At 65.6% G+C, this 22,542-nt stretch carries 22 protein-coding genes; 15 read left to right on the top strand and 7 right to left on the bottom strand.

Annotated features, from left to right (window positions below; genetic code table 11):
• The first annotated feature begins 2 nt into the window (after positions 1–2).
• On the top strand, positions 3–734 hold the full coding sequence (locus HGI46_RS10330) for an adenylate cyclase (protein WP_118072836.1): 732 nt from the start codon (positions 3–5) through the stop codon (positions 732–734).
• A 56-nt stretch (positions 735–790) separates the two neighbouring features.
• Positions 791–1,789, top strand: a complete 999-nt coding sequence (gene nadA / locus HGI46_RS10325) for a quinolinate synthase NadA (RefSeq protein ID WP_118072835.1) — start codon at positions 791–793, stop codon at positions 1,787–1,789.
• 1 nt (position 1,790) lies between these two features.
• Here nadA and HGI46_RS10320 read toward each other — a convergent pair whose 3' ends face one another.
• The gene (locus HGI46_RS10320; RefSeq protein WP_168904084.1) at positions 1,791–2,684 is read right to left on the bottom strand and encodes a DMT family transporter; all 894 of its coding nucleotides are present in this window, start codon (positions 2,682–2,684) and stop codon (positions 1,791–1,793) included.
• An 82-nt stretch (positions 2,685–2,766) separates the two neighbouring features.
• Here HGI46_RS10320 and HGI46_RS10315 point away from each other — a divergent pair, with 82 nt between their 5' ends.
• Both HGI46_RS10315 and HGI46_RS10310 read left to right on the top strand, forming a co-directional pair.
• Complete coding sequence (locus tag HGI46_RS10315; protein WP_118072833.1) at positions 2,767–3,873, top strand: alkene reductase; 1,107 nt, start codon at positions 2,767–2,769, stop codon at positions 3,871–3,873.
• 25 nt (positions 3,874–3,898) lie between these two features.
• Positions 3,899–4,780 carry a CoA ester lyase gene (locus HGI46_RS10310; protein ID WP_168904083.1) on the top strand — a complete coding sequence of 294 codons (882 nt, stop codon included), beginning with the start codon at positions 3,899–3,901 and terminating at the stop codon, positions 4,778–4,780.
• On the opposite strand, the gene HGI46_RS10305 is transcribed toward HGI46_RS10310, so the two are convergent.
• Entirely contained in the window at positions 4,763–5,065 is a 303-nt protein-coding gene (locus tag HGI46_RS10305; RefSeq protein WP_168903862.1) for a hypothetical protein, read from the bottom strand. The two genes, HGI46_RS10310 and HGI46_RS10305, sit on opposite strands and share 18 nt — an antisense overlap.
• Positions 5,044–5,712 (bottom strand): lipoyl(octanoyl) transferase LipB, encoded by a 669-nt coding sequence (gene lipB, locus HGI46_RS10300; RefSeq protein WP_168904195.1) that lies wholly within the window; start codon positions 5,710–5,712, stop codon positions 5,044–5,046. Before lipB ends, HGI46_RS10305 begins: the two co-directional genes overlap by 22 nt.
• A 97-nt stretch (positions 5,713–5,809) precedes the next feature.
• Here lipB and HGI46_RS10295 point away from each other — a divergent pair, with 97 nt between their 5' ends.
• Positions 5,810–6,643, top strand: coding sequence for a glycerophosphoryl diester phosphodiesterase membrane domain-containing protein (locus tag HGI46_RS10295; RefSeq protein WP_118072829.1), 834 nt, complete (start codon positions 5,810–5,812; stop codon positions 6,641–6,643).
• A gap of 4 nt (positions 6,644–6,647) precedes the next feature.
• Here the strand turns inward: HGI46_RS10295 and HGI46_RS10290 are convergent, their stop codons facing one another.
• Entirely contained in the window at positions 6,648–7,274 is a 627-nt protein-coding gene (locus HGI46_RS10290) for a methyltransferase domain-containing protein (protein WP_118072828.1), read from the bottom strand.
• Positions 7,275–7,419: 145 nt separating this feature from the next.
• Between HGI46_RS10290 and HGI46_RS10285 the strand changes: the two genes are divergently transcribed.
• Together HGI46_RS10285 and HGI46_RS10280 are read left to right on the top strand one after the other, a co-directional pair.
• Positions 7,420–8,742, top strand: coding sequence for an MFS transporter (locus tag HGI46_RS10285; protein ID WP_206065671.1), 1,323 nt, complete (start codon positions 7,420–7,422; stop codon positions 8,740–8,742).
• Positions 8,743–8,806: 64 nt separating this feature from the next.
• Positions 8,807–10,309 (top strand): lipopolysaccharide biosynthesis protein, encoded by a 1,503-nt coding sequence (locus HGI46_RS10280; protein WP_168904082.1) that lies wholly within the window; start codon positions 8,807–8,809, stop codon positions 10,307–10,309.
• Here HGI46_RS10280 and HGI46_RS10275 read toward each other — a convergent pair whose 3' ends face one another.
• The gene (locus tag HGI46_RS10275) at positions 10,310–11,242 is read right to left on the bottom strand and encodes a CDP-alcohol phosphatidyltransferase family protein (protein ID WP_346766703.1); all 933 of its coding nucleotides are present in this window, start codon (positions 11,240–11,242) and stop codon (positions 10,310–10,312) included.
• A gap of 125 nt (positions 11,243–11,367) precedes the next feature.
• Here HGI46_RS10275 and HGI46_RS10270 point away from each other — a divergent pair, with 125 nt between their 5' ends.
• The 5 genes from HGI46_RS10270 to HGI46_RS10250 all read left to right on the top strand — a co-directional run bounded on the left by HGI46_RS10270 (position 11,368) and on the right by HGI46_RS10250 (position 16,303).
• Positions 11,368–12,465, top strand: coding sequence for a CDP-alcohol phosphatidyltransferase family protein (locus tag HGI46_RS10270; protein ID WP_168904080.1), 1,098 nt, complete (start codon positions 11,368–11,370; stop codon positions 12,463–12,465).
• A gap of 207 nt (positions 12,466–12,672) precedes the next feature.
• Positions 12,673–13,395 carry an NTP transferase domain-containing protein gene (locus HGI46_RS10265; protein ID WP_168904079.1) on the top strand — a complete coding sequence of 241 codons (723 nt, stop codon included), beginning with the start codon at positions 12,673–12,675 and terminating at the stop codon, positions 13,393–13,395.
• Positions 13,392–14,075 carry a haloacid dehalogenase-like hydrolase gene (locus HGI46_RS10260; protein WP_168904078.1) on the top strand — a complete coding sequence of 228 codons (684 nt, stop codon included), beginning with the start codon at positions 13,392–13,394 and terminating at the stop codon, positions 14,073–14,075. The genes HGI46_RS10265 and HGI46_RS10260 overlap by 4 nt, the downstream gene beginning before the upstream one ends.
• A gap of 276 nt (positions 14,076–14,351) precedes the next feature.
• Complete coding sequence (locus HGI46_RS10255; protein WP_118072822.1) at positions 14,352–15,452, top strand: inositol-3-phosphate synthase; 1,101 nt, start codon at positions 14,352–14,354, stop codon at positions 15,450–15,452.
• 92 nt (positions 15,453–15,544) lie between these two features.
• Positions 15,545–16,303 carry an NTP transferase domain-containing protein gene (locus HGI46_RS10250; RefSeq protein WP_118072821.1) on the top strand — a complete coding sequence of 253 codons (759 nt, stop codon included), beginning with the start codon at positions 15,545–15,547 and terminating at the stop codon, positions 16,301–16,303.
• A 210-nt stretch (positions 16,304–16,513) separates the two neighbouring features.
• Here the strand turns inward: HGI46_RS10250 and HGI46_RS10245 are convergent, their stop codons facing one another.
• Positions 16,514–17,011, bottom strand: coding sequence for a DUF2141 domain-containing protein (locus HGI46_RS10245; protein WP_118072820.1), 498 nt, complete (start codon positions 17,009–17,011; stop codon positions 16,514–16,516).
• 342 nt (positions 17,012–17,353) lie between these two features.
• On the opposite strand from HGI46_RS10245, the gene rpe reads away from it, so the two are divergent.
• The 3 genes from rpe to purH are packed head-to-tail and all read left to right on the top strand — an operon-like array spanning position 17,354 to position 21,520.
• Positions 17,354–18,025 (top strand): ribulose-phosphate 3-epimerase, encoded by a 672-nt coding sequence (rpe, locus tag HGI46_RS10240; protein ID WP_168904193.1) that lies wholly within the window; start codon positions 17,354–17,356, stop codon positions 18,023–18,025.
• A 1-nt stretch (position 18,026) separates the two neighbouring features.
• Positions 18,027–19,916, top strand: coding sequence for a heparinase II/III family protein (locus tag HGI46_RS10235; RefSeq protein WP_168904077.1), 1,890 nt, complete (start codon positions 18,027–18,029; stop codon positions 19,914–19,916).
• Positions 19,917–19,930: 14 nt separating this feature from the next.
• The gene (gene purH / locus HGI46_RS10230; protein ID WP_168904076.1) at positions 19,931–21,520 is read left to right on the top strand and encodes a bifunctional phosphoribosylaminoimidazolecarboxamide formyltransferase/IMP cyclohydrolase; all 1,590 of its coding nucleotides are present in this window, start codon (positions 19,931–19,933) and stop codon (positions 21,518–21,520) included.
• Positions 21,521–21,718: 198 nt separating this feature from the next.
• Here the strand turns inward: purH and HGI46_RS10225 are convergent, their stop codons facing one another.
• Complete coding sequence (locus tag HGI46_RS10225; RefSeq protein ID WP_118072817.1) at positions 21,719–22,366, bottom strand: cell wall hydrolase; 648 nt, start codon at positions 22,364–22,366, stop codon at positions 21,719–21,721.
• Positions 22,367–22,542 lie beyond the last annotated feature (176 nt).

Below are 22,542 nucleotides of genomic sequence, written 5' to 3'. Positions count from 1 at the left end.
TCATGGCAACCGCCGCAATCAATACTGTTTATCCGTACTCGCGCGACCAGCGCTTTTTCACCCGCATGGCCATCGGCATGGCGGTGTTCGTCGTCTTCGCGTTCGGCCAGTGGGCCTTGCGCGGGATGGCCTCGCCGTCCACCGCACCGGTCTGGGTGCATCTCCACGGCGTGGCGATGCTGTCATGGCTCGGCATGTTCGTGCTGCAGAACCAGCTGGCGCTCACCGGCAACATCGCGCTGCACCGCAAGCTCGGCTGGGTGTCGCTGGCGCTCGTCCTGTTCATCGCCGGGCTTGGCATGTTCACCGGCCGCATGGCGATCGAACTGCATCGCGTGCCGCCATTCTTCAGCAATGCCTATTTCCTGGCGCTGACGCACATCGGCACCGCACTGTTCGCCGCGATGGTCATCGCCGCGATCGCCATGCGGCGCGAAACCCAGTGGCATCGCCGCCTGATGATGGGCGCGATGATCCTGATCCTCGAACCTGCCATCGGCCGGCTCGTGCCCGCGCCGATCCTCGGGCCAACGCTGACGCCAATTGTCGAGGGCGCCTTCCAGCTCTTTGCCGTGGGCCTGATCGCGATGCATGACCTGCGCGAGACCGGATCGGTGCACCCGGCCACCCGCTTCAGCGCACTGGCCGTAGTGGTCCTGTTCGGCGTGGTCATGGGCCTTGCCGTGTTTCCGCCGTTCGTTTCGCTGGCAGAAGGTATTGCCGCGGCGGGTTGAGGTCCCTAAGTCCGCCTCTCGCCCGCGCGCCCAAGCGGGCGGGAGGATGTGACACGATGACTGCCCAGCCCCTGAACCTTTCCGGCCTCGACCTGCGCGCCGAGATCGACCGTCTGCGCAAGGAGCGCAACGCGGTGATCCTCGGGCACTATTACCAGCGCCCGGAAATTCAGGACATTGCCGATTTCGTGGGCGACAGCCTCGAGCTTTCGCGCAAGGCCGCTGAAACCGATGCCGACGTCATCGCGTTCTGCGGCGTCAAGTTCATGGCCGATACCGCCAAGATCCTGTCGCCTGACAAGATCGTGGTCCTGCCAGACATGGACGCCGGCTGCAGCCTCGAGGATTCGTGCCCGCCCGACAAGTTCAAGGCGTTCCGCGAAGCCCACCCCGATCACATCGCGCTGACCTACATCAACTGCTCGACCGAGGTGAAGGCCCTGTCGGACGTGATCGTCACGAGTTCCAGCGCCGAGACGATCCTCGCCCAGATCCCGCCCGAGCAGAAGATCATCTTCGGGCCGGACCGTCACCTCGGCGGCTATCTCAACCGAAAGTTCGGCCGTGACATGCTGCTCTGGCCGGGCGTGTGCATCGTGCACGAAGCCTTCAGCGAGACCGAACTGCTGAAGCTCAAGGCGCAGCACCCCGGCGCGCCTGTGGCCGGCCACCCCGAATGCCCGCCGCACATCATCGACCATTGCGACTACGTCGGCTCGACCAGCGGCATCCTGCAATTTGCCAAGACCATGCCCGGCGATACGCTGATCGTGGCGACCGAGCCGCACATCATCCACCAGATGGAACTGGCCGTCCCCGACAAGACCTTCATCGGTGCACCGGGCGCGGACGGCAACTGCAACTGCAACATCTGCCCGTACATGGCGCTGAACACGATGGAAAAGCTCTACCTCGCCCTGCGCGACCTGCAGCCGCGCATCGAGATGGACGAAACCTTGCGCCTCGCTGCCAAGAAGAGCCTCGACCGCATGCTCGACATGGCCAGCGGCACCGTCGGCCTCGGCGACCTGGGCGCGCGGCCGTTCGGCAGCTGAGCTAGGCGCTCCTTCCCTCGCCTAGCCGCGCCAGTACCAGCGCGGTGCCGACCAGCGCCATGCCGATGGCGTCGGGCAGGGCGAGGACTTCGCCGAACGAGAGCCAGCCGACGAGGACCGAGACGGCCGGTTGCGTGAGCAGGACGAGGCCGATCACCAGCGGCGGAAAGTGGCCGAGCGAATAGACCAGCAAGCCTTGGCCGACGATCTGGCTCGCCAGCATCAGCCCGATCAGCGGCCACCAGTTGTGCGCCAGTACCGGCTCGCCCATCGCCAGTGCCGTGCCGAGCATGACCGGGCAACCGGCAAGGCTTGACCAGAACAGCAGGCTCCACGGGCGCAGTCGCTCGCGCACCTTCTGCACCAGCAGGATGTAGACCACGTAGAACAGCCCGGCGAGGATGCAGAACAGGTCTCCTGCCAGGGTGCGCGCATCGATCTCCATCGAGCGGCCCAGCAGCAGCCCCGCTCCGCCCAGCGCCATCGCCACAGCGGCAAACTCGCGCAAGTGCGGGCGGCGGTGCATCGTCACCAGTCCCCACACCATCAGGATCACGCTGCCGGAATTCCCGAACAGCGTAGCGTTGCCGAGCTTGGTCCGCTCGATCCCGACGTGCCAGCTGGCAAGATCGAGCGCGAAGACCACGCCCGCAGCAGCAATGAACCACCAGTCCTTGGCCGGGTAGCCGCGCAACGGTTCCTTGCTGCGCCATGCCAGCAGGGCGAGCAACGGCAGCGCCAGTGCCAGCCGCCAGAACCCCGCCGAGACCGGCCCACTATCGGCAATGCGCACGAACCAAGGCCCCAGCGCCAGCGCAATGTTTCCTGTCAGCAGTGCAAGGAAATGCTTCGGTGTGGTGCGAAATGACAGGTCTGCGTCACTTGAATTCGTCATGGGCGCAGCCTAATCCAGTTGCAAAGAGAAACTTAGGGCGAAATCTGGCGTTTCCCCGTTATCTTCGGAAAGGTCCTCTAGCATGCACGAACCGCTGTTCCAGCCCCTGCGCCTCGGCGCGATCGAAGCACCGAACCGCGTCATCATGGCGCCGCTCACCCGTGGACGCGCCACTAGCGAAGGCGTGCCTACGCCGGTCATGGCTGAATACTACCGGCAACGCGCCAGCGCCGGCCTGATCATCTCCGAAGCCACCGGCATCAGCCGCGAAGGCCTTGGCTGGCCAAGCGCACCGGGCATCTGGTCGGCAGAACAGACCGAAGCGTGGAAGCCGGTGACCGAAGCCGTACACCAGGCGGGCGGTCGCATCGTGATGCAGCTGTGGCACATGGGCCGGATTGTTCACCCGTACTTCCTCGGTGGCGAACCGCCGGTCTCGGCTTCGGCCACCCGTGCGCCGGGGCAGGCGCACACGCCGGAAGGCAAGCAGGACTTCGCCACGGCGCGGCCCCTGCGCCTCGACGAGATGCCACGCCTTGTCGATGATTACGGCCTGGCTGCGGAAAACGCCAAGAAGGCCGGCTTTGATGGCGTGCAGCTTCATGCCGCCAATGGCTATCTGATCGACCAGTTCCTGCGCGATGGCACCAACCTGCGCGATGACGACTACGGCGGTTCGCCGCAGAACCGGTCACGCATCCTGCGTGAAGTGGTCGAACGCCTGATCGCGGTATGGGGCAAGGACCTCGTCTCGGTCCGCCTGTCACCCAACGGCGATTCGCAAGGCACGGATGACAGCAATCCCGCCGCCACGTTCGGCGAAGCGGCGCGGGTACTGCAGGACCTCGGCATCGGCTTCCTCGAACTTCGCCAGCCGGGGCCCGATGGAACCTTCGGGCAGACCGACGTGCCGCAGCAGGACGCGCTGATCCGCTCGATTTATACCGGCCCGCTCGTCCTCAACAGCGACTACACGCCCGAACAGGCCGCCGCCGACGTCGCCTCGGGCCGCGCCGATGCAATCAGCTTCGGCCGTCCGTTCATCTCGAACCCCGATCTGGTCGAGCGCATCCGTGTCGGAGCGCACATCAATCCGAACAAGGGGGTGCCACAGACGTGGTATTTCCCGGGCGAGGTCGGCTATACCGACTATCCGACGCTGGCGGAGGAAACCGCCGCCGCCGACTGACAACGCCCCAATGGAGCAATGCCGCATGCCGCCAAGATCATGGCTTTTCGTTCCCGGTGACAGTGACAAGAAGCTGGGCAAGGCCATGACCACCGGCGCGCATGCGGTGATCGTGGATCTCGAGGATGCGGTCGCTCCGGCGGCAAAGCCACAGGCCCGCATCCTCGCACGCGACTGGCTGGCGATCCATCGCCAGCACGTGACGGAAAACCGCCCGCTGGCACGCTGGGTGCGCATCAACGCAATCGAGACCGGCCTGTGGCGCGAGGACCTCGCCGTGGTCATGGCCGGGGCACCCGATGGCGTGATGCTGCCCAAGTGCGAAGGGCCGGACCAGATCCGCATGGTCGCCGCCGAGATCTACGAACTGGAACAGCGCAACCGCCTGCCCAATGGCGCAACAAAGATCCTGCCGCTGGTCAGCGAGACCGCACGCTCTGCCCTGACCATTCCGTCCTATGTCGATGATCCCATGCCGCGCCTTGCCGGCCTGACCTGGGGCGCGGAAGACTTGTCCGCCGTTCTCGGCGCCAGCCGCAAGCGCGATGCTGCCGGCGCGTGGACCGATGCGTTCCGCTTCATTCGCGCGCAGTGCCTGCTGGTGTCGCATGCCAAGGGCGTGTGGGCAGTCGACACGCTTTACGACGATTTCCGTGACGAAGACGGCACGCGCCGCGCCGCCGAAGCGGCCAAGGCCGATGGCTTCACCGGGATGCTGGCGATCCACCCGTCACAGGTGCCGATCATCAACGCGGCCTTTGCCCCCACCGCGGAGGAACTGGCCGAGGCGCACGCGATCGTGGCCCTGTTTTCCGCCAATCCCCACGCCGGCACGTTGCAATACAACGGCCGCATGGTCGATCAGCCGCACCTGAGGATGGCGCGGCAGTTACTCGGGATCGGCTGAGCCAGCTGCCACCCCGGCCGCAGGATCATCGCCAGCCGCCGGTGCTTCTGCAGCGGCTTCGCTTGCCGAGGGCGCTGCTGCCTTCTTCTTCTTCTCGGTGCGGGCCGGTGCCAACGGCGGTGATGCCGTGGACGTATCGAGGTCGATCATGTCGTCCGAGATCGTTCCGGGCAGAACCTCCGCACCGGCTGCCGCCGCCGCCTTGTCGTCGGCTTTCTTGCCGCAACCGCCAAGTGCGAGCCCAAGAGCGAGCGGGAGGACAATCAGGCGGCTGATGGCGGGCACGGCGTATCCAGACGTTCGAGAAAACGGTCGAGGTGCGAGAGCAGCGCCTCGTCCCACGCTTCCGGTGTAACCTCCTTGCCCAGCGCGGCAAGACTGGTCACGCCGAATTCCTCGATGCCGCAGGGCACGATCCCGCCAAAGTGCGAGAGATCGGGCGAGAGATTGACCGAAAAGCCGTGCATCGTCACCCAGCGACGGATGCGCACGCCGATCGCGCCGATCTTGGCCTCGCGCCCGTCCGCTCCGTGAGTCCAGATGCCGACGCGCCCTTCGGCCCGCCACGATTCGACGCCGAAGTCGGCCAGTGTCTCGATCACCCAGCCTTCGAGCGCATGGACAAAACCGCGCACGTCCCGCGCCCGCTTGCGCAGGTCGAGCAGGACATAGCCGACGCGCTGCCCCGGCCCGTGATAGGTGTAGCGCCCGCCCCGCCCGGCCTCGACCACCTCGAAACGCGGATCGAGCAGTTCGTCGGGCACGGCGCTGGTCCCGGCGGTATAGACCGGCGGATGTTCGAGCAGCCAGATCAGCTCCTGCGCGGTGCCTTCGGCAATCGCGGCATTGCGCAGGGCCATTTCGTCCAGCGCCGCGCGATAGGGCACTTGCGCGCTTTCACGCCGGATTTCGATAGTCTCATTTCGGGCCATGGCCTGCGAAATGGCCCAGCGCCGGACGGGTGACAAGAGGCTGGACACGCAAAACTGACGTTCGACGTGATCGTCCGACGCTGCTATTGACCCCGCCATGACGCCCCGCCCTGACAGCAAACTCGACAGCAGCCTTGCCTGGAAGACCGCCACGCGCCTCGTTGCGACCAACCGCGATGTCTTGATGGCCATCGCCGGCGTGTTCTTCCTGCTGCCCGGACTTGCTTTCTCGATCTTCGTGCCTGAACCGCAGATGGCCCCGGGCACGCCGCCGGGTCGGATGATGGAGATCATGGCCGATGCCTGGACGTCGTCGCTGCCCTTGCTGATCATCGTCACGCTGCTGCAGATGGCCGGGACGGTCACCGTGCTGATCGTCATGACCGATCCCGAACGACCGACAGTGGCCCAGGCCATCGCGCGCGGTTTCCGCGCCCTGGGGCCTTACGTGCTGGCGCAGATCATCGTCGGCGGCGCGCTTGGCATGGCGTTCCTCGTGCTGGTGAGCGCGGCCGCGCTGACCGGCGTTCAGGCCATCGGCGCAGTCGTCATCCTTGCCGCGTTCGTGGCCATGGTCTGGTGCAGCCTGCGCATGGCGCTTGTCGCGCCCGTCCTTGCCATCGAGGGCGAGCGCAATCCGATCCAGGCGCTGCGCCGCTCGTGGACGCTGACCCAGGGCAATTCGGGACGCCTGCTGGCCTTCCTCGTGCTTCTCGGCCTGCTCTTCGCGGTGGTCTATGGCCTGGCCATGATGCTGGTCGGCGTCGTCCTGGTGCTGACGACCGGGGGCGAGTTGCAGCGCGTGCTGACGGCTGCGGTATCAAGCGCCATAACCTCGGGCGCGCTGATCTATTTCATTGCGGTGCTGGCGGCGGTCTACCGCCAGCTTGGCGGACGGCAGCCCTCGGAAATCCGCTCGATCTTCGATTGAGCGCTTATTCCTTCCAGCCCCAGCTGATCACGCAGGGCGGGATGTTGACCGGCTCGAACCCCTTGTCGATGCGGCGGAAGAACTGGCCCATCAGATCGCGCGCGCGGGCGGTGTACTGATAAACCAGGAACGCGCCACCGGGGCGCAGCACGCGATGCGTTGCCCCCATGATCGCCGGGCCGACGCCTTCGGGCAGGTTCGAGAACGGCAGGCCCGAAAGCACATAGTCGGCGTGGTCAAAGCCATGCGCCTTGACGATGTCCTCCACGTCGGCGGCTGAACCGTGAACGGCGATGAAGCGGCTGTCGCCGATCGTCTTCTGCAGATAGGCGATGAAATCGGGGTTGGTGTCGATCACGATCAGGCGGCCATCGCGGCGCAGCTTTTCGAGCACCGGGCGACAGAACGTCCCGACACCCGGGCCATATTCCACGAACAGGCGGCATTCTTCCCAATCGACCACCGAGAGCACGCGCTCGATCGTGCGGTTCGACGACGGGACGATTGCGCCAACCATGGCGGGGTGCTTGAGAAAGCCCTTGAAGAAGATCCCGGCCGGCCCAGCCAAGCGTACCACCTTGCGTTTTGCCCGCTGAAGAAGAGGCTCACGCGCCACCTGGGTCGAAGTCATTGCAGGAAATGGTCCTCTGCCGGTCAAGCTTGGCTGAAGCGGGTCGCAAATTTGGCCTGCCATTGCAAGCACCGTTCGCCCGGCCTAGTCAGCAATGGATGAACCAGCCGTGGACAATTCCGATCCCTGCCCTGGGGGCGAAGGCATGAGCGAAGGCGCCATCCGCCTGCCGAAAGAGCGCATGGCCCTGCTGTTTGCGGTCATGCTGGTCACGGCGGCGGGCAATACCGCGATGCAATCGGTCATGCCCTCGATCGGCACGCGGCTTGGCATTGCCGACGTCTGGGTGAGCCTCGCCTATTCATGGTCGGCGCTGCTGTGGGTGATCATGGCCCCCTTCTGGGCGCGTCGGTCCGACCGTCGCGGGCGCAAGGCGATGATGGCACTGGGAGTCGTCGGCTTCATCTCCTCATTCGCCCTGTGCGGAGCGATCCTCCACTTCGGCCTCGATGGTTGGTTCAGCGCAGGGTTGACGATGATCCTCTTTGCCGTTGCCCGCTCGCTCTATGGCGGCTTCGGTTCCGCAGCCCCGCCCGCCGTGCAAGCCTACGTCGCCAGCCGCACCGGCCGCGCCGACCGGACCAAGGCGCTGTCGCTGGTCGCATCGAGCTTTGGTCTGGGGACGGTCCTCGGCCCCGCGCTTGCTCCGCTGCTGATCCTGCCCGGCCTGGGACTGGTTGGCCCCTTCGCGATGTTCGCCCTGTTCGGCGTGATCGTGCTGGTCCTGCTGCGCACGCAGTTGCCCGATGATGATCCCCGCTTTGCCGCCCGCGGCGAGGTGATGTCGGCGCCATTCAGCGCCTCGTCCAATCCACGCATGGTCGAGGATCATCCCGATGGCAGTCCCGACGAACTGCCCGAAGCGGAACCCCGGCACCAGGGAAGCGACCGTCTGCGCTGGACCGACCGCCGCCTGCGTCCGTGGCTGGCAGCAGGGCTGATCGGGGGGCACGCGCAGGCGATGGTCCTTGGCGTGATCGGCTTCCTGCTGCTCGACCGGCTTGGCCTGCGCGGCGATCCCGATGCCGGCGCAGGGCCGGTCGGCCTCGTGCTGATGTGCGGCGCAGTGGCGACCTTGCTGGCGCAATGGGGGCTGATCCCGATGCTTGGACTCGGACCCAGAACCTCGACGCTGTGGGGAATGAGCCTGGCCGCTGCAGGCATCATACCAGTCGCCATGGGCCGTGACCTGCACACCATTGCCGTCGGCTTTGCCATCGCCTCGATGGGCTTCGGCCTGTTCCGCCCCGGCTTCACCTCGGGTGCCAGTCTTGCCGTTTCGCCAGCCGAACAGGGCCAGTCCGCCGGTATCGTCGCTTCGGTGAATGGCGCGGCCTATATCGCAGCCCCGGCCATTGGCGTCTGGCTCTACAATCACTCGCAGTGGCTGGCATGGGGCGTGATGGAGGTGCTTTCGGCAGGGGTGGTCCTGCTGTGCCTCGTTGCCATGAAGCGCGACCCGGCCTGACCGCCCTCCGCACAGCCCGGCACCCTTGCGCCTGCGCGCATTTGCCGCCAAGCGCGCGGGCGCAATGACGGCAGACCGGGGCTCACAGACAGTAATCGCGCGCGGCGCGGGATCGAACGCCCTGAGCTTCGTGATCCGCTTCGCCGCGCGCGCCTCGTTCCTCTATGTCGGCGCGCGGCTCTATGGCGCGGCAAACTATGGCGTGTTCACGATGGCCAGCGCCATGGTCGAACTGGCCGTGCCGATCGCCAGCCTCGGGCTGAAGCGCATGATCTTCCCCTGGCTGGAAGAAACGACGCCAGACACTGCCCCGCGAAGCGCCACCCATGTCCTGCTCGATGCGCTGCTGCTGGCCGCGATTGCCGGAATCGCAGTCTCGATGCTGCTGGTTCTTGGCGCACAGGCGCTGCCGGATGGCCTGGTGTCCGAAAGCCTGCGCCTCGCGCTTGCCCTGATCGCGCCCGCCGTGCTCGGCCAGATCACCGGCGATGTCGCGCTCGCCGCCACCCGCTGGACCCACAAGATGCGCTACGAGGTCATCGCGCGCGGCCTTGTCGAACCTTATGTACTGACCGCAGTGGCCTTCGGCGCCTGGTATCTGGGCTTTGAACAGACCGGCATGATCATCGGCTACTGGGCCGGGTCCATCGCGCTGGCCCTGTTCTCAGTGTGGAGCGCGCGGCACTGCCTCGGTCCGCTTGGCCTGCGGCGCTGGCGTCCGCACCCGGCCGAACTGCTCCGCCGCGCCCGCGCCCTGGCGCCGGCCAGCGGCAGCGACTTCCTGACCACTCTGGCCCAGCGCATCGATCTCTATCTCGTCGGCTTCCTGCTCGGCGATGCTGCGGTGGGCGTCTATGGCGTGCTGCGCCAGCTGCGCACGCCGATCCTGCAGGTTCGCCAGGCTTTCGACGGCATCCTCACCCCGCTCACGGCGCGCACCATGATGACCGATGGCGACATCGCCACCGGCAAGGCCACGGCGGCGGCAACGCGCGTGATCCTGACCATCCAGCTCGGCGTCGTCCTGCTGATGGCGGCAACCGGCGAAGCCCTGCTCGACCTGTTCGGGGCGCATTATGCCGGCGGCTATGCCGCGCTGCTGGCGATGGTGCTGGCCGAAACGGTCAATGGCGCATTCGGGGTGTCCGAACTGATCCTCTACTACCGCCGACCTGCGCTTGCCCTGCAGGTCAACCTGATCCTGATCGTGATCGCGGGATTCGCCATCCCGCTGCTGACTCCGGCATACGGCATTCTCGGCGCGGCGCTGGCCATGCTGCTGGCGGCGCTGGTGGCGTCCTTCATGCGGCGGCACTGGCTTTCGGGCCTCGGCGTGCGCCCGCATCCGTTCCATGCCGCAATCCCCGTGCTCGCAGCCGGGGCGGCCGTGCTGCTCGGCATGTGGCTCGGCGGTCTTGCCAAGGGTACGGCGCTGATGGGGGCGCATCCGGTGGTGACCAAGGCAGTTTCGCCGCTGATCGCGCTGCTGTTCTATGCCGGCTTCGTGATGATCTGGCGCAAGGCGCAGCCGGGCGTGCTCTCGCTCAACCGTTACCGCGTCAGCTGATCAGACTCTCGACGCGGTGCGCGTGGCCGCGCGGTTGTGCAACTGCACCGAGATCAGCAGCAGCAGGTTGAGCACCACCACCTGATAGAAGAAGTAATAGACCGGGCTGCCGGCAATCATCCCCAGCCCCAGCACGATGGCGCGCGGATTTGGCCCGAGCAGCTTGAGGAAATCAAGCAGCGGCTTCTGCTCGCGCGCCACTTCGGCACGGATGGCCTCGAGCCGCGCCTTGTCGTCCGCCGCCAGCGCCTGGCGCACTGCTTCATCGATCTGTCGGGCGTGCGGCGTCATCCCGGCGGCGAGGAACAGGTATCCGCGCGCGATCGGTTCGAACAGGCGGGAAAACAGCGTCTTTTCCCCGAACAGGCCCGCGTTGTTGTCCTTGGCGTTGTTGAGCCAGGGCACGGCATAGGTCCAGTACTGGTAGAACCGGCGCTGCACCTCGACATGGTTGGACTGCACGATATGGCTGGCGCCAGCCGCCAAGGTCCATGCCCAGGCCTGCCCCGACCCGATCTGCCGCGTCAGCACGAAGGCGAGCAGCACGTAGAGCACGATGTGGCTGGCATAATCGCAGATGCCGTCGACCATTTCGCCGATCGGGCTGGTCCTGCCGGTGATCCGCGCCAGATCGCCGTCGGCGCCATCGACCACGTGCCAGCTCATGTGCAGGGCCATGCCCAGCATTGCCCCCATCGGCCAGCCCAATGTCCATGTGCCGCCGGTCGAATCCATGTTGAAATAGACCACGCCCGCCGCCACGACGAGCAAGCCACCGAAGACCGAGACCATGTTCGGCGTGAGCGGCGTATGCGCAAGAAGCCGCGCCAGCCGCCATGCCAGCGGATGGTAGAGATGGTAGTTCAGTCCATCCTGCAATTCCCGCGGACGCTTGGGGCGTTCGATCGCCCCGGTCCGATTTCCCGCGTTCACCCTTGCGACCCCTTGAATGCCTTGGCCAGCCAGCATGCATCCCGACGATGCTGGCTTGGCGCATCAGGTAGCCGTGTCTATAGGCCGTGGAAAGGGCCTGATGGCTCTGGATGAGGCACGCACGCTTGAATACCCCGTTTTCCGTCGCGATTCCGGCAAGTCCCTACCTGCGCCGCCGCATCGGTGGCATCAGCGGCGTGGCGCGAGCGGTGATTCTTGCCGATCTCACCGGCGCCAGCGAAATCGTGATTCTCGCCGATTCCCCGGTTCCCGAGGACTGGCAGCGCAGCTTTGCGATGCGCGCACGCCCCTTGCCGCAAGTCACCTGCGTCGCTGCCTCGACGCCGCTGCCTCCCGGCACCGCGCTGCTGCCAGCCGATGCGCAGCCCACCAAGGCCGCGCTCGAAGCCCTGCGCGAGGATCCGGCGTTGGTCCTGGTCCGGGGCGATCCACGCCTGATTCGCGGCGAGACCGACCAGGCCACCGTCCTCGCACTGCTGCGCGCAACACTGAAGCCCACCGAGGGACCGGTTGGTCGCTGGATCAACCGGCCGATCTCGTTCCGCATGTCGGCGCTGGCGATGAAGCTCGGCCTTGGTCCCGATCCCATCACTTGGTTCACCCTCGCGCTGGCGATGGTCATGGCGGTCATACTGGGACAGGGCGGCGTCGAATGGCTGGCGCTGGGCGGTTTCCTGTTTCAGGCGGTTTCCGTCACCGATTGCGTCGATGGCGACATTGCCCGCGTTTCATGGGCGATGAGCCGGCGCGGCGCGCTGCTCGATACCGCATGCGACATGGTGGCCAACCTCGGCTTCGTGATCGGCCTGATGACCGGGGTGATCCGCACTTATGGCCCGGAATATGGCTGGATTGCGCTGGCCTGCGTGGTGCTGCTGGTCTGCGGCATCGTTGCCATGAGCATCCTTGTCCGCATCGGCCCCAAGCGCGGCAGCTTCGACGTTCTGCGCGCCGCGCTGGAACGCAGGCTGGAGGGGCGCCCCGTCCTGCAGAGCGTCACGCTGACGCTGGAGCGCCTGTTCAAGCGCGACGTCTATGTGCTTGTCGCCTGCGTGTTCTGCCTGCTGGGTCTTGCCTGGGTCCTGCCGGGAATGCTGCTTGGCGGGCTGTGCATCTGGCTTGGCGCAGTGGCCTGGTGCGCGCCGCTGATCGCCGCCGACAGCGAGGGCCTGCTGCTGCCGCCACACATGCGCCAGCTCTGAGCCGGCGTTTCCAACTCTACCCCAACTCCCCCTCAACTCTGGGGCAACTCCCCCGCAACTCCCCTTCAACTCGGGCGCAACCCTGTTGCAACTGGGGCACCCTTTGGTGCTGCAACGCGGCATCAATCAGCCCCACCCCTTGCGCGACGCGCTGCGTTCCCCCAAATTAGCGCAAGCAACGACCGCAACAAGGAACCGTGAGAAACCATGAAAGGTGTTATCCTTGCTGCGGGCCGAGGCAGTCGGCTCGGCGATGCGACCAACTCCCTGCCCAAGCCGCTGATGGCGGTCGCCTCGCGCACCTGTCTCGATTTCGCGATCGAAGCCCTGCTGGCGGTGGCTGACGACGTCATCGTGGTGACCGGCTATCGCGCGCAGCTGATCGAGGATCACATCGCGGCCGAGTGGGGGAACGCCCCGGTGCGGACCGTGCGCAATACGCAGCTGGAGGCCGGGAACCTGACCTCGCTGGGTGCGGCGCGGGCGCTGATCGGGGATGCGCCCTTCGTGCTGACCAACGCCGACCACCTCTTTCCGTCCGACATGTACACCCGTCACTTCACCACCGCAGCCGGCGGCGCGACAGTGGCTGTCGCCTGCGAGCGCGAGCGGCCGGTCCTGCCCGACGAGATGAAGGTCATCGAGAAGGACGGCGCGCTGCAGGCCATTTCCAAGACCTTGCCCAAGTACGACGGCGCCTATATCGGCACGACCTTTGTGCGCGAGGCTGCGCGCGACGCATATTGGGCCGCGTTCGAGCGGGTGCGTGAGACCAAGGACCTGGCCACCGCCTCGGTCGAGATGGTGCTGCACGAACTGGCGCAGGACGTGGCGACCGCGCCGCAGGTGCGCTGGCTTTCGGGGCTCAAGTGGTTCGAGGTCGACACGCCCGAGGATCTGGCGGTCGCGCGCGAAAGCCTGACTGCGTGATTCAGGAGCCTGACGTCCGCGTTCTGGTCTTCGATCTCGACGGTACGCTGGTGCCGACGATGGAGGACTACGCCGACCGTGCGGCGCAATTGATGGAAGAATCGTTCGGCACGCCCTTTGCGCAGGCCCGCCGCTCCTATTTCGCTACTTCGGGCCTGCCGTTCGAAAAGCAGTTGCGCCAGCTTTACCCCGGGCAGGACACCGACCCGGTCGCACAACGATTCGAGGATTGGAAGGACGGCTACCTCACCGGGATTGCCATTGCCGCAGACACAGCCGCGCTGCTGCAACGGTGGCGTGATTCCGGCCTGCTCGTGGTCATCTCCTCGAACAATCTTGAACAGTATGTCGAGCGCCTGGCCCGCGATTGGCCGGTCGACTGCGCCTTGGGATACCGCGCGCCGTCGGCAGGCGATGCCGGCTTTGCCAAGGGCGAGCCGCACTTCACGGCAATCGAGGCACGCTTCGGTATCGACCGGTCCGCATTTCTGTTCACCGGAGATTCACCGAACGACGCCCACATCGCGGCCGCCGCAGGGGTGCGTTTTCGTGCCCTACTGACCGATGCCTTCGGCCCCGAAGACTTCGAACGGGCGGTTCCGGGCACCCGGACCCTGACCAGCCTGGCCGAGCTTGGTGACCATATTGCAACGGTCACCGACACTGTTGCCAGCTTGTGAAGGGCATCTGGCGAAACGGGCTATCGCTGGCAGCTTTTTTCGGTTAAGGGCGCGGTCCCATCGGAAATTGCTGTGGTTTGCGCGCCCATACTTTGGTGCAGCGCAGGCGGCGCGATTGCGAGCAGGGAGTGGGGATTGCAAGGTCTGCCATGACCGGCGGTTCTCCGCTTCGTCTTGACGGACTGAGGATTCGGCTTGCATTCGGTGGCATTTCGGTATTTTGAGGCAGTTTGATTACAGCCGCCGCAAGGCGCCTGTCTGAAGGGATCGTTTTTCATGAAGCCAATCAAGGTCGCCATGATCGGCGTGGGCAACTGCGCTAGCTCGCTGGTGCAGGGTGTAGCCTACTATCGCAGCAACAACTCGTCGCAGGGCCTCATCCACGACCGCATTGGCGGCTATGGCGCCGGTGACGTGGACTTCGTGCTCGGCATCGACGTCGACGCGCGCAAGGTCGGCAAGGACATTGCCGAAGCCATCTTCGCTGCTCCGAACAACACCACCGTGTTCCAGCCCAACGTGCCGACCACTGGCGGCAAGGTGATCATGGGTCGCGTGTCGGACGGCGTTGCCGCGCACATGACCTCGGTTGGCGAAAAGGGCTTCATCGTCGCTGACGAGCCCGAAGCCACCCAGGCCGACATCGTCAAGGCCCTGAAGGACTCGGGCGCCGAAGTTCTCCTGAACTTCCTCCCCGTCGGTTCGCAGGAAGCCACCGAATTCTACATGGAATGCGCGCTTGAAGCCGGCGTTGCCGTCGTCAACTGCATGCCCGTGTTCATCGCTTCGACCCCGGAATGGGAAGCGAAGTTCCGCGAAAAGCGCATCCCGATCGTTGGCGACGACATCAAGGCGCAGGTCGGTGCAACGATCGTTCACCGCGTGCTGTCGAGCCTGTTCGCTGCCCGCGGCGTCAACGTCGAGCGCACCTACCAGCTCAACACCGGTGGCAACACCGACTTCATGAACATGCTCGACCGCCAGCGTCTGGGCAGCAAGAAGGAATCGAAGACCGAGGCCGTGCAGGCAATGCTCGCCACGCGTCTCGAGGACGAGAACATCCACGTCGGTCCTTCGGACTATGTTCCGTGGCAGAAGGACAACAAGCTGTGCTTCATCCGCATGGAAGGCCAGCAGTGGGGCAACGTTCCGATGAACCTGGAACTGCGCCTGTCGGTTGAAGACAGCCCGAACTCGGCCGCTTGCGTGATGGACGCGATCCGCTGCTGCAAGGTCGCGCTGGACCGTGGCGAAGGTGGTGCGCTGATCGGCCCGTCGGCCTACTTCTGCAAGCACCCGCCGCAGCAGTTCAACGACGACGTCGCCGCCCAGATGGTTGACGAGTACGCTTCGGTGGAGAAGCTCGCCGCTGAATAAGCGACAGCTTCGCTGACGGATTGAAAGGCCGGCCCGACGTTTCGTCTGGTCGGCCTTTTCATTTGCCGCCGAAACCTCTACCCGAGGCGACCATGGATGCGCTGATCATCGCTGCCGGTTTCGGCAGCCGCCTTGCCGAACTATCACCGTCGAAGCCGCTGACGCCGGTTGCGGGCGTGCCGCTGATCGAAATCGGCGTGCGGCAGGCCATGCAGGCCGGTGTCACGCGCGTCGTCGTGGTGACCGGCCATCAGGCCGAACTGCTCGAAGGTTTCCTGGCCGATCTTTCGATGCGCGCCGGGGTCGAGATCGTACCGGTGCGGCTGACCAACTGGTCGACGCCCAACGGCCATTCGGTGATGGCCGGAGCCACGCGCTGCGACGGCAACTATCTGCTGATGATGGCCGACCACATGTTCGATGCCGACATTCTGGAGCGGCTGATCCACGAACACCGGCCGGACTGCGCCGTGACGCTGGCGGTTGACCGTCGCATCGACAACCCGCTGGTCGATCCCGAGGACGCGACGTGGGTGAAGATGGACGACGATGGCATGATCACCGCCATCGGCAAGACCATCGCGCCCTATGACGCGGTCGATTGCGGCGCGTTTCTGGCCACGCCGGATCTGGCCAAGGCAATCCACGAAGCGATTGCCGAAGGCAAGCCCGGCAGCCTTTCGGACGGCATGCAGCGCCTTGCCGATGCGGGCCGTGCGGGCACGATGGACATCGAGGATGCCTGGTGGATGGACGTGGACGATCCGCGCGCCCATGCGCTGGCGGAAGAGCTGGCGCCGTGGCACCTCGCGCGCACCTTCGCGGATATCGGCGTGCCGGCGGGCGAGTGAGCCGGTTTTTTTGACTATAACGCGAAGCCGCAAAGTTGCGAAGTTGTCGCGCTGTCGACTACGCGGCTCGATCAATCTTTCGCATGACCCAGCTGTAATACATGCAATTTCCGCTTCTGGCGCAGCATCTTCGCGCCTTTGCGTGACAAATTGAAAGACCCACCCCCAGCCCCTCCCGCCTGCGGGAGGGGAGGAGGCAGGCTTATCCCATCAAGGATACTTGAGGTGGATGCGGGTCGCGAGGCCGGTCTTCGAGATGTTCAGGCGCACCGAGCGGAACGAGGGAATGCTCGCGATCGTCGGCGGGTTGTTGGAAAAGCCGAAGCCTTCCTCGGGCAGGCCAAGAACGCCGCTGCGCTTGATGTTCCGGCTTGCATCCTCGTCATGATAGACGGCCAGGGCATAGACGCCGGGCTTGGGCACATAAAGGCACATGCGCGTTTCCGGTGCCGTGGCATCGACACGGCCAACGTACATCGAGCCCTTCTTGACGAGGAACTTGCGCGGCTCGTCAGCATAGAGCGTCACGGCCATCAGGCCGTTGCCGTTGCGCACGCCGTCAATGGTGACGTTAATCCAGGTGTCGCTCACCGGCCCGGCACAGTTCGGGCCAGCCGCACTGGCAGCAGTGCTTCCGCCCATCAGAGTGGCGGCGAGTGCAGTGGCAGTCAAAGCGGCTGCAGCGCGCAGCCGTCCCGGCTTGGTCATGTCAAAAAGCCCCGATTTCGATGTTTCCTGCGGCAACCGCTTGATCCACGCGCTTCCAACGGAAGCCCGCGCAGCGCCTCTTTTCTTCCCCGCCGCTTCCAATAACGGCGGTTGGCTGGTTCGTTAAGTAAGATTCGTGCCGTGAATAGCGGCTGAATTCTCGCCTCGCCTGCCGTTCATCCCAAGAACCGCCTCCAAAGCGGGACATTCCGTGTGGATAATAAGGCCGATAGTGCTTGTTCCGCCGATTCGCCAAAGGTAAGCGCATGGCATGGGGTGGCTATGCCTGAGCGCATGAGCGTTTACCAATCTGCCTGCCACCCGCCGCAGGAAGATGACCAGATGACCCCGCTGATTTCGCCGTCGATCCTTTCCGCAGACTTCGCCAAGCTGGGCGAGGAAGTGCGCGCGATCGATGCAGCCGGGGCAGACTGGATCCACGTCGACGTGATGGACGGTCACTTCGTGCCCAACATCACGATCGGGCCGATGGTCGTAAAGGCGCTGCGCCCGCACACCACCAAGCCGTTCGACGTGCACCTGATGATCTCGCCGGTCGATTCCTACCTCCAGGCCTTTGCCGATGCCGGTGCGGACATCATCACGGTTCATCCCGAGGCGGGGCCGCACATTCATCGCACGGTTCAGGCAATCAAGGGCCTCGGCAAGAAGGCCGGCGTATCGCTCAATCCCGGAACCCCGGCGAAGATGCTCGATTACCTTATCGATGATGTCGATCTGGTCCTGATCATGAGCGTCAATCCCGGCTTTGGCGGGCAGAGCTTCATTTCCAGCCAGCTTCGCAAGATCGAGGCGGTGCGGAAGATGATCGACAAGTCGGGCCGTGACATCCACCTCGAGGTCGATGGCGGGGTCGATACCCGCACGATCCGTGCCTGCGTCGACGCCGGGGCCGACGTGCTGGTCGCCGGCACCGCCACGTTCAAGGGCGGGCCTTCGCAATATGCGGCCAACATTGCCGGGCTGAAGGCCATCGGCGCGGGGCAGGCCTGAGATGAAGACCGGCGGCTTCCCCGAAGTTGGAAGTCGCCCGGCGGAGGCTGGCCGTTCCGCCCCCACGCCTGCCATTCCGCTCGATGCGACGAAGGAGGAACCGCTGGCCGATCCGACGCCCGAGGCAAGCAGTCGCTACGTTGCGCTGGACGATGACCGTCCGGACCCGGCGGTGATCGAGCCGGGGCGCGCGCTTGCCCTGGCCGACTTTGCGCCGCCAGCGATCGGTGCAGGCGACAGGCTGGTGCGCTTCGCCTACAGCCTTGGCCTTCCGGCCAGCGCGATACACCCGTTCCGCAAGCGCGCCCGCACGCGGTTGACGGCCACCGTCACGCCGCCGCTGCCGGGCGATGCGGCTGCGGGCAAGGCCCTGCGCGCCGGGCATTTCCTGGTCCACGGCTACAAGTCGCCGATCGCCGACACGGCCTTTTCAGGGCCCCGCCTGTCGCCATCGTTCGAGCGAATGGTGCATGGCTTTCGCTGGCTGCGCGATCTCGAATCCGGCGGCACCCGGGCGCAATGCGCGCAAGTGGCCGAGCGCATTCTCCAGACCTGGCTCGCCGCCAATCCCAAGCCGGACCCGACGCCGGCATGGGACGTGGGCAATGTCGGCCACCGCCTGCTTAACTGGATGGTCCACGCGCCGCTGATCCTTTCAGGACAGGACCGCGCGTTCCGGACGCGGGTGCTGCACACGATCGAGGACACGGCGCGCTGGCTGGACCGCCGCGTGACCAAGGCCGACGACCGGCTTTCCGAAGTGGCGGGCTGGTGTGCGCTGGTCGCGGTCGGCCTGCTCATGGCCGACGGCAAGGCGCGCCGCCTTTATGGCGAAGCCGGGCTGGTCAAGGCGCTGGGCGAGCTGGTGGGTGACGATGGCGGCGTGCTGTCGCGCAGCCCGCTCTGCCAGATCGAGGCGATCGAGCTGCTGGTGGACCTGTGCGCCTGCTACGAGGCGATCAGGGCCGAACCGCTGCCGCAGATCCAGACGATGCTGACGCTGCTGGTGCCGCCCCTGCTGGCGCTGCTCCATGGCGATGGCGGCCTCGGCAACTGGCAGGGCGCGGGAGCGATCCCGGCCGAGCGGATCGAGGAACTGGTGCGCGCCAGCGGTGTCCGCACGCGGCCTTTGCGCGATGCGCGGCAGTGGGGCTACCAGCGTGCCACGGCGGGCAAGGCGGTGCTGCAGTTCGACGCAGGGCCGCCGCCGGTGGCGCGGCATACGCGCGATGGCTGCGCTTCCACGCTGGCCTTCGAACTGAGCCACGCAGGTGAGCGGTTGATCGTCAACTGCGGCGGCGCGGCCTTTGCCGGCGGCATGATCCCGCTTCGGCTCGAACAGGGCCTGCGCGCCACGGCTGCCCATTCGACGCTGACGATCGACGATTTCAACTCCACCGCCGTGCTCATCAACGGCAAGCTGGGATCGGGCGTGTCCGAGGTCGAGGTCGATCGCCGCACGCTTTCGGCCGAAGGCGCAGGGCCGGGGGCGACGCGGATCGAGGCGAGCCACAATGGTTATGTCAGCCGCTATGGCCTGACCCATCGCCGCATCCTGATCCTGCGCGATGACGGCACCGAGCTGCGCGGCGAGGACCTGCTGGTGCCCTCAGGGCGCAAGGGCAAGCGCGGGATGATCGGCGTTGCCCTGCGCTTCCATCTCGGCCCGCATATCGAACTGGCGGCCAGCGCGGATGGCAAGGGCGTGACGCTGTCGCTGCCCGATGGCAGCCTGTGGCAGTTCCGCTCTGGCCGCGATGCGGTCGGAATCGAGGAATCCCTCTGGGCAGACGGGCTCGGAAGGCCTATCGGCACGCGGCAATTGGTCGTGACGGCCAAGGTTCCCCGCAGCGGCGAGAGCTTCTCCTGGCTGCTGAAGAAGATGCGATAGATAGGAATTCCCACGTGAGCGAGGTTACGATCAAGCGGGCGCTGCTTTCGGTGTCCGACAAGTCCGGTCTTGTGGATCTTGGCAAGGCGCTGGCGGCGCGCGGTGTCGAACTGCTTTCGACCGGCGGCACGGCCAAGGCGCTGCGCGATGCCGGCCTGAACGTGAAGGACGTTTCGGAGCACACCGGCTTTCCCGAAATGATGGACGGCCGCGTCAAGACGCTGCACCCCACGATCCATGGCGGCTTGCTGGCCGTGCGCGACAATCCCGAACATGCGGCCGCGATGGCCGAGCACCAGATCGGCGCGATCGATCTTGTCGTGGTCAACCTCTATCCGTTCGAGGCGACCGTGGCCAAGGGTGCCGAGCGTGACGAGGTGATCGAGAACATCGATATCGGCGGGCCTTCGATGGTGCGCTCTGCCGCCAAGAACCACGACTATGTGACGATCCTGACCGACGCTGCCGATTACGCAACGTTCCTGGGCGAGCTGGAGCAGACCGGCGGTGCAACGACGCTGGCCTTCCGCCGCAAGATGGCAGCCAAGGCCTATGCCGCGACGGCCGCTTATGACTCGGCGATCTCGCAATGGTTTGCCACGGTCGATCAGGGCGAACACTTCCCGCCCGTCCTCGCCGCCGCGCACACGCGCGTGACGACGTTGCGCTATGGCGAGAACCCGCACCAGGATGCGGCGCTTTACGTGCCGCGCAACCCCGCCGTCACCGGCCTGCCGCAGGCGACGCAGGTGCAGGGCAAGGAGCTGTCCTACAACAATTACAACGACGCCAATGCCGCGCTGGAACTGGTGGCGGAGTTCGCCGGCGCCAAGCCGACGGTGGTCATCGTCAAGCACGCCAACCCCTGCGGCGTCGCCACGGCGGACACCCTGCTCGATGCGTGGAAGGACGCGCTGGAGTGCGATTCCGTTTCGGCATTCGGCGGTATCGTGGCGACCAATGTGCCGCTCGACGGGCCGACCGCCAACGCGATCTGCGAGATCTTCACCGAAGTCGTCGTCGCACCCGGCGCGGACGATGCGGCCAAGGAAGCCTTTGCCCGCAAGAAGAACCTGCGCCTGCTGCTGATCGACAGCCTGCCCGATGCCAATCGCAAGGGCCTGACGACCGTGCCGATTGCCGGCGGGCTGCTGGTGCAGGATCGCGATGCCGGCAAGATCGAAAAGGCCGACCTCAAGGTCGTGACCAAGCGTGCGCCGACCGAGCAGGAACTGGAAGACGCCCTGTTCGCGTGGACCGTGGCCAAGCACGTCAAGTCCAACGCCATCGTCTATGCCAAGGACGGCGTCACCGCCGGTATCGGTGCGGGCCAGATGAACCGCCGCGACAGCTCGCGCATTGCGGCAGCCAAGGCCAAGGAAGCGGCCGAGACACACGGCTTTGCCGATGTGCGCACGGTCGGCTCAGCCGTGGCTTCGGACGCGTTCTTCCCGTTTGCCGATGGCCTGATGGCGGCAGTGGAAGCAGGCGCGACTTGCGTGATCCAGCCCGGCGGCTCGATCCGCGACGAAGACGTGATCAAGGCTGCCGACGAGGCCGGCCTCGCCATGGTCTTCACCGGAATGCGCCACTTCCGGCATTGATTGCGTTGCAAACCCACCCCCAACCCCTCCCGCCTGCGGGAGGGGAGCGAGACTTGGCGAGCCGCAGGCGAGTTTAGTCGCAGCGGGGTGGGCATCACACCAACGTTGGCTGTCAGGAACATAGCAAAAGGGCCGGCCCCGCAGCGGGGACCGGCCCTTTTCATTGCCGTCCAAGGCAGCTGAAATCAGCGCCGATCTTCAGCGGTAGAAGATGTGGCTGTCGACGCGCGCGATGCGGGTCTTGCCCCAGCGCGGCGAGACGTGGGCAGCGTGGAAGAACATTGCGCCCTCTACCGGGCTCTTCCACAGGCCTTCATCGGCGATCTTGGCGATGCGCACGGCGGTCTGCCAAGCGCGGCTGTCGCGGTTGATCGCCGGCATGCCGTGGCCGCGAACAAACGAGAACTGCGAGGGCTGGTAGACCACGCCGCAGTACGACGAGGGGAAGCGACCGGAATTGGCGCGGGCGACGATGACGCGACCGACGGCAAGCTGTCCGGCAAGGGTTTCGCTCTTGGCTTCGAAGTAGACGGCGCCGGCAAGGCACTCGAGCTCGTTCGAAAGCGCAGCGGGAATCTGGGTTTCCTCGACCAGCTCGGTAAGCGATGCCGCGTCGGCGGCTTCAGCTTCGATGGCAGCTTCCGGCGTTGCGGTGGCAACGGCCTGGATCGGAGTGGGCTGAACCACGGGCTGGGAGATGAACGTCGCAGTGACTGCGACCGGAGTTGTTATGCCCACTACATTGGTGGACTGCGCGGCGGCGTGGGATCCGCCTGTGCTGAGAAGCGTTGTGATAAAAGTCGCAGCAATGCTCAAGCTGGCTGCGTATTTGAACTTCGTGCTCATACTTTGTCGTCAATGGGCGGTGAGCTTCCTGCCATGGCGCGACAAAAGACCGGTGAGCGCGAGCGATGCCGCGTGCCGGTCAACTGCCGAAGGGCCATGTCGGTTGCCCCCCGTCTGCGTGCCAGTGCGTCGGGCCTTGCTGCCGTCCGTCACCGCCTGCGCAAAAATCGGTATGG

The sequence above is a fragment of the Novosphingobium sp. ERW19 genome (assembly GCF_012641315.1).
Classification (GTDB): Bacteria; Pseudomonadota; Alphaproteobacteria; order Sphingomonadales; family Sphingomonadaceae; genus Novosphingobium.
The sequence above is the reverse complement of the archived record's forward strand: the minus strand, read 5'-3'. Positions and strand labels throughout refer to the sequence as shown.

Coding starts and splice junctions, on each gene's coding strand:
- HGI46_RS10330 (WP_118072836.1), top strand. CDS start 3: ATGGCAACCGCCGCAATCAATACTGTTTATCCGTACTCGCGCGACCAG.
- nadA (WP_118072835.1), top strand. CDS start 791: ATGACTGCCCAGCCCCTGAACCTTTCCGGCCTCGACCTGCGCGCCGAG.
- HGI46_RS10320 (WP_168904084.1), bottom strand. CDS start 2,684: ATGACGAATTCAAGTGACGCAGACCTGTCATTTCGCACCACACCGAAG.
- HGI46_RS10315 (WP_118072833.1), top strand. CDS start 2,767: ATGCACGAACCGCTGTTCCAGCCCCTGCGCCTCGGCGCGATCGAAGCA.
- HGI46_RS10310 (WP_168904083.1), top strand. CDS start 3,899: ATGCCGCCAAGATCATGGCTTTTCGTTCCCGGTGACAGTGACAAGAAG.
- lipB (WP_168904195.1), bottom strand. CDS start 5,712: ATGGCCCGAAATGAGACTATCGAAATCCGGCGTGAAAGCGCGCAAGTG.
- HGI46_RS10295 (WP_118072829.1), top strand. CDS start 5,810: ATGACGCCCCGCCCTGACAGCAAACTCGACAGCAGCCTTGCCTGGAAG.
- HGI46_RS10290 (WP_118072828.1), bottom strand. CDS start 7,274: ATGACTTCGACCCAGGTGGCGCGTGAGCCTCTTCTTCAGCGGGCAAAA.
- HGI46_RS10285 (WP_206065671.1), top strand. CDS start 7,420: ATGAGCGAAGGCGCCATCCGCCTGCCGAAAGAGCGCATGGCCCTGCTG.
- HGI46_RS10280 (WP_168904082.1), top strand. CDS start 8,807: ATGACGGCAGACCGGGGCTCACAGACAGTAATCGCGCGCGGCGCGGGA.
- HGI46_RS10265 (WP_168904079.1), top strand. CDS start 12,673: ATGAAAGGTGTTATCCTTGCTGCGGGCCGAGGCAGTCGGCTCGGCGAT.
- HGI46_RS10255 (WP_118072822.1), top strand. CDS start 14,352: ATGAAGCCAATCAAGGTCGCCATGATCGGCGTGGGCAACTGCGCTAGC.
- HGI46_RS10250 (WP_118072821.1), top strand. CDS start 15,545: ATGGATGCGCTGATCATCGCTGCCGGTTTCGGCAGCCGCCTTGCCGAA.
- HGI46_RS10245 (WP_118072820.1), bottom strand. CDS start 17,011: ATGACCAAGCCGGGACGGCTGCGCGCTGCAGCCGCTTTGACTGCCACT.
- rpe (WP_168904193.1), top strand. CDS start 17,354: ATGACCCCGCTGATTTCGCCGTCGATCCTTTCCGCAGACTTCGCCAAG.
- HGI46_RS10235 (WP_168904077.1), top strand. CDS start 18,027: ATGAAGACCGGCGGCTTCCCCGAAGTTGGAAGTCGCCCGGCGGAGGCT.
- HGI46_RS10225 (WP_118072817.1), bottom strand. CDS start 22,366: ATGAGCACGAAGTTCAAATACGCAGCCAGCTTGAGCATTGCTGCGACT.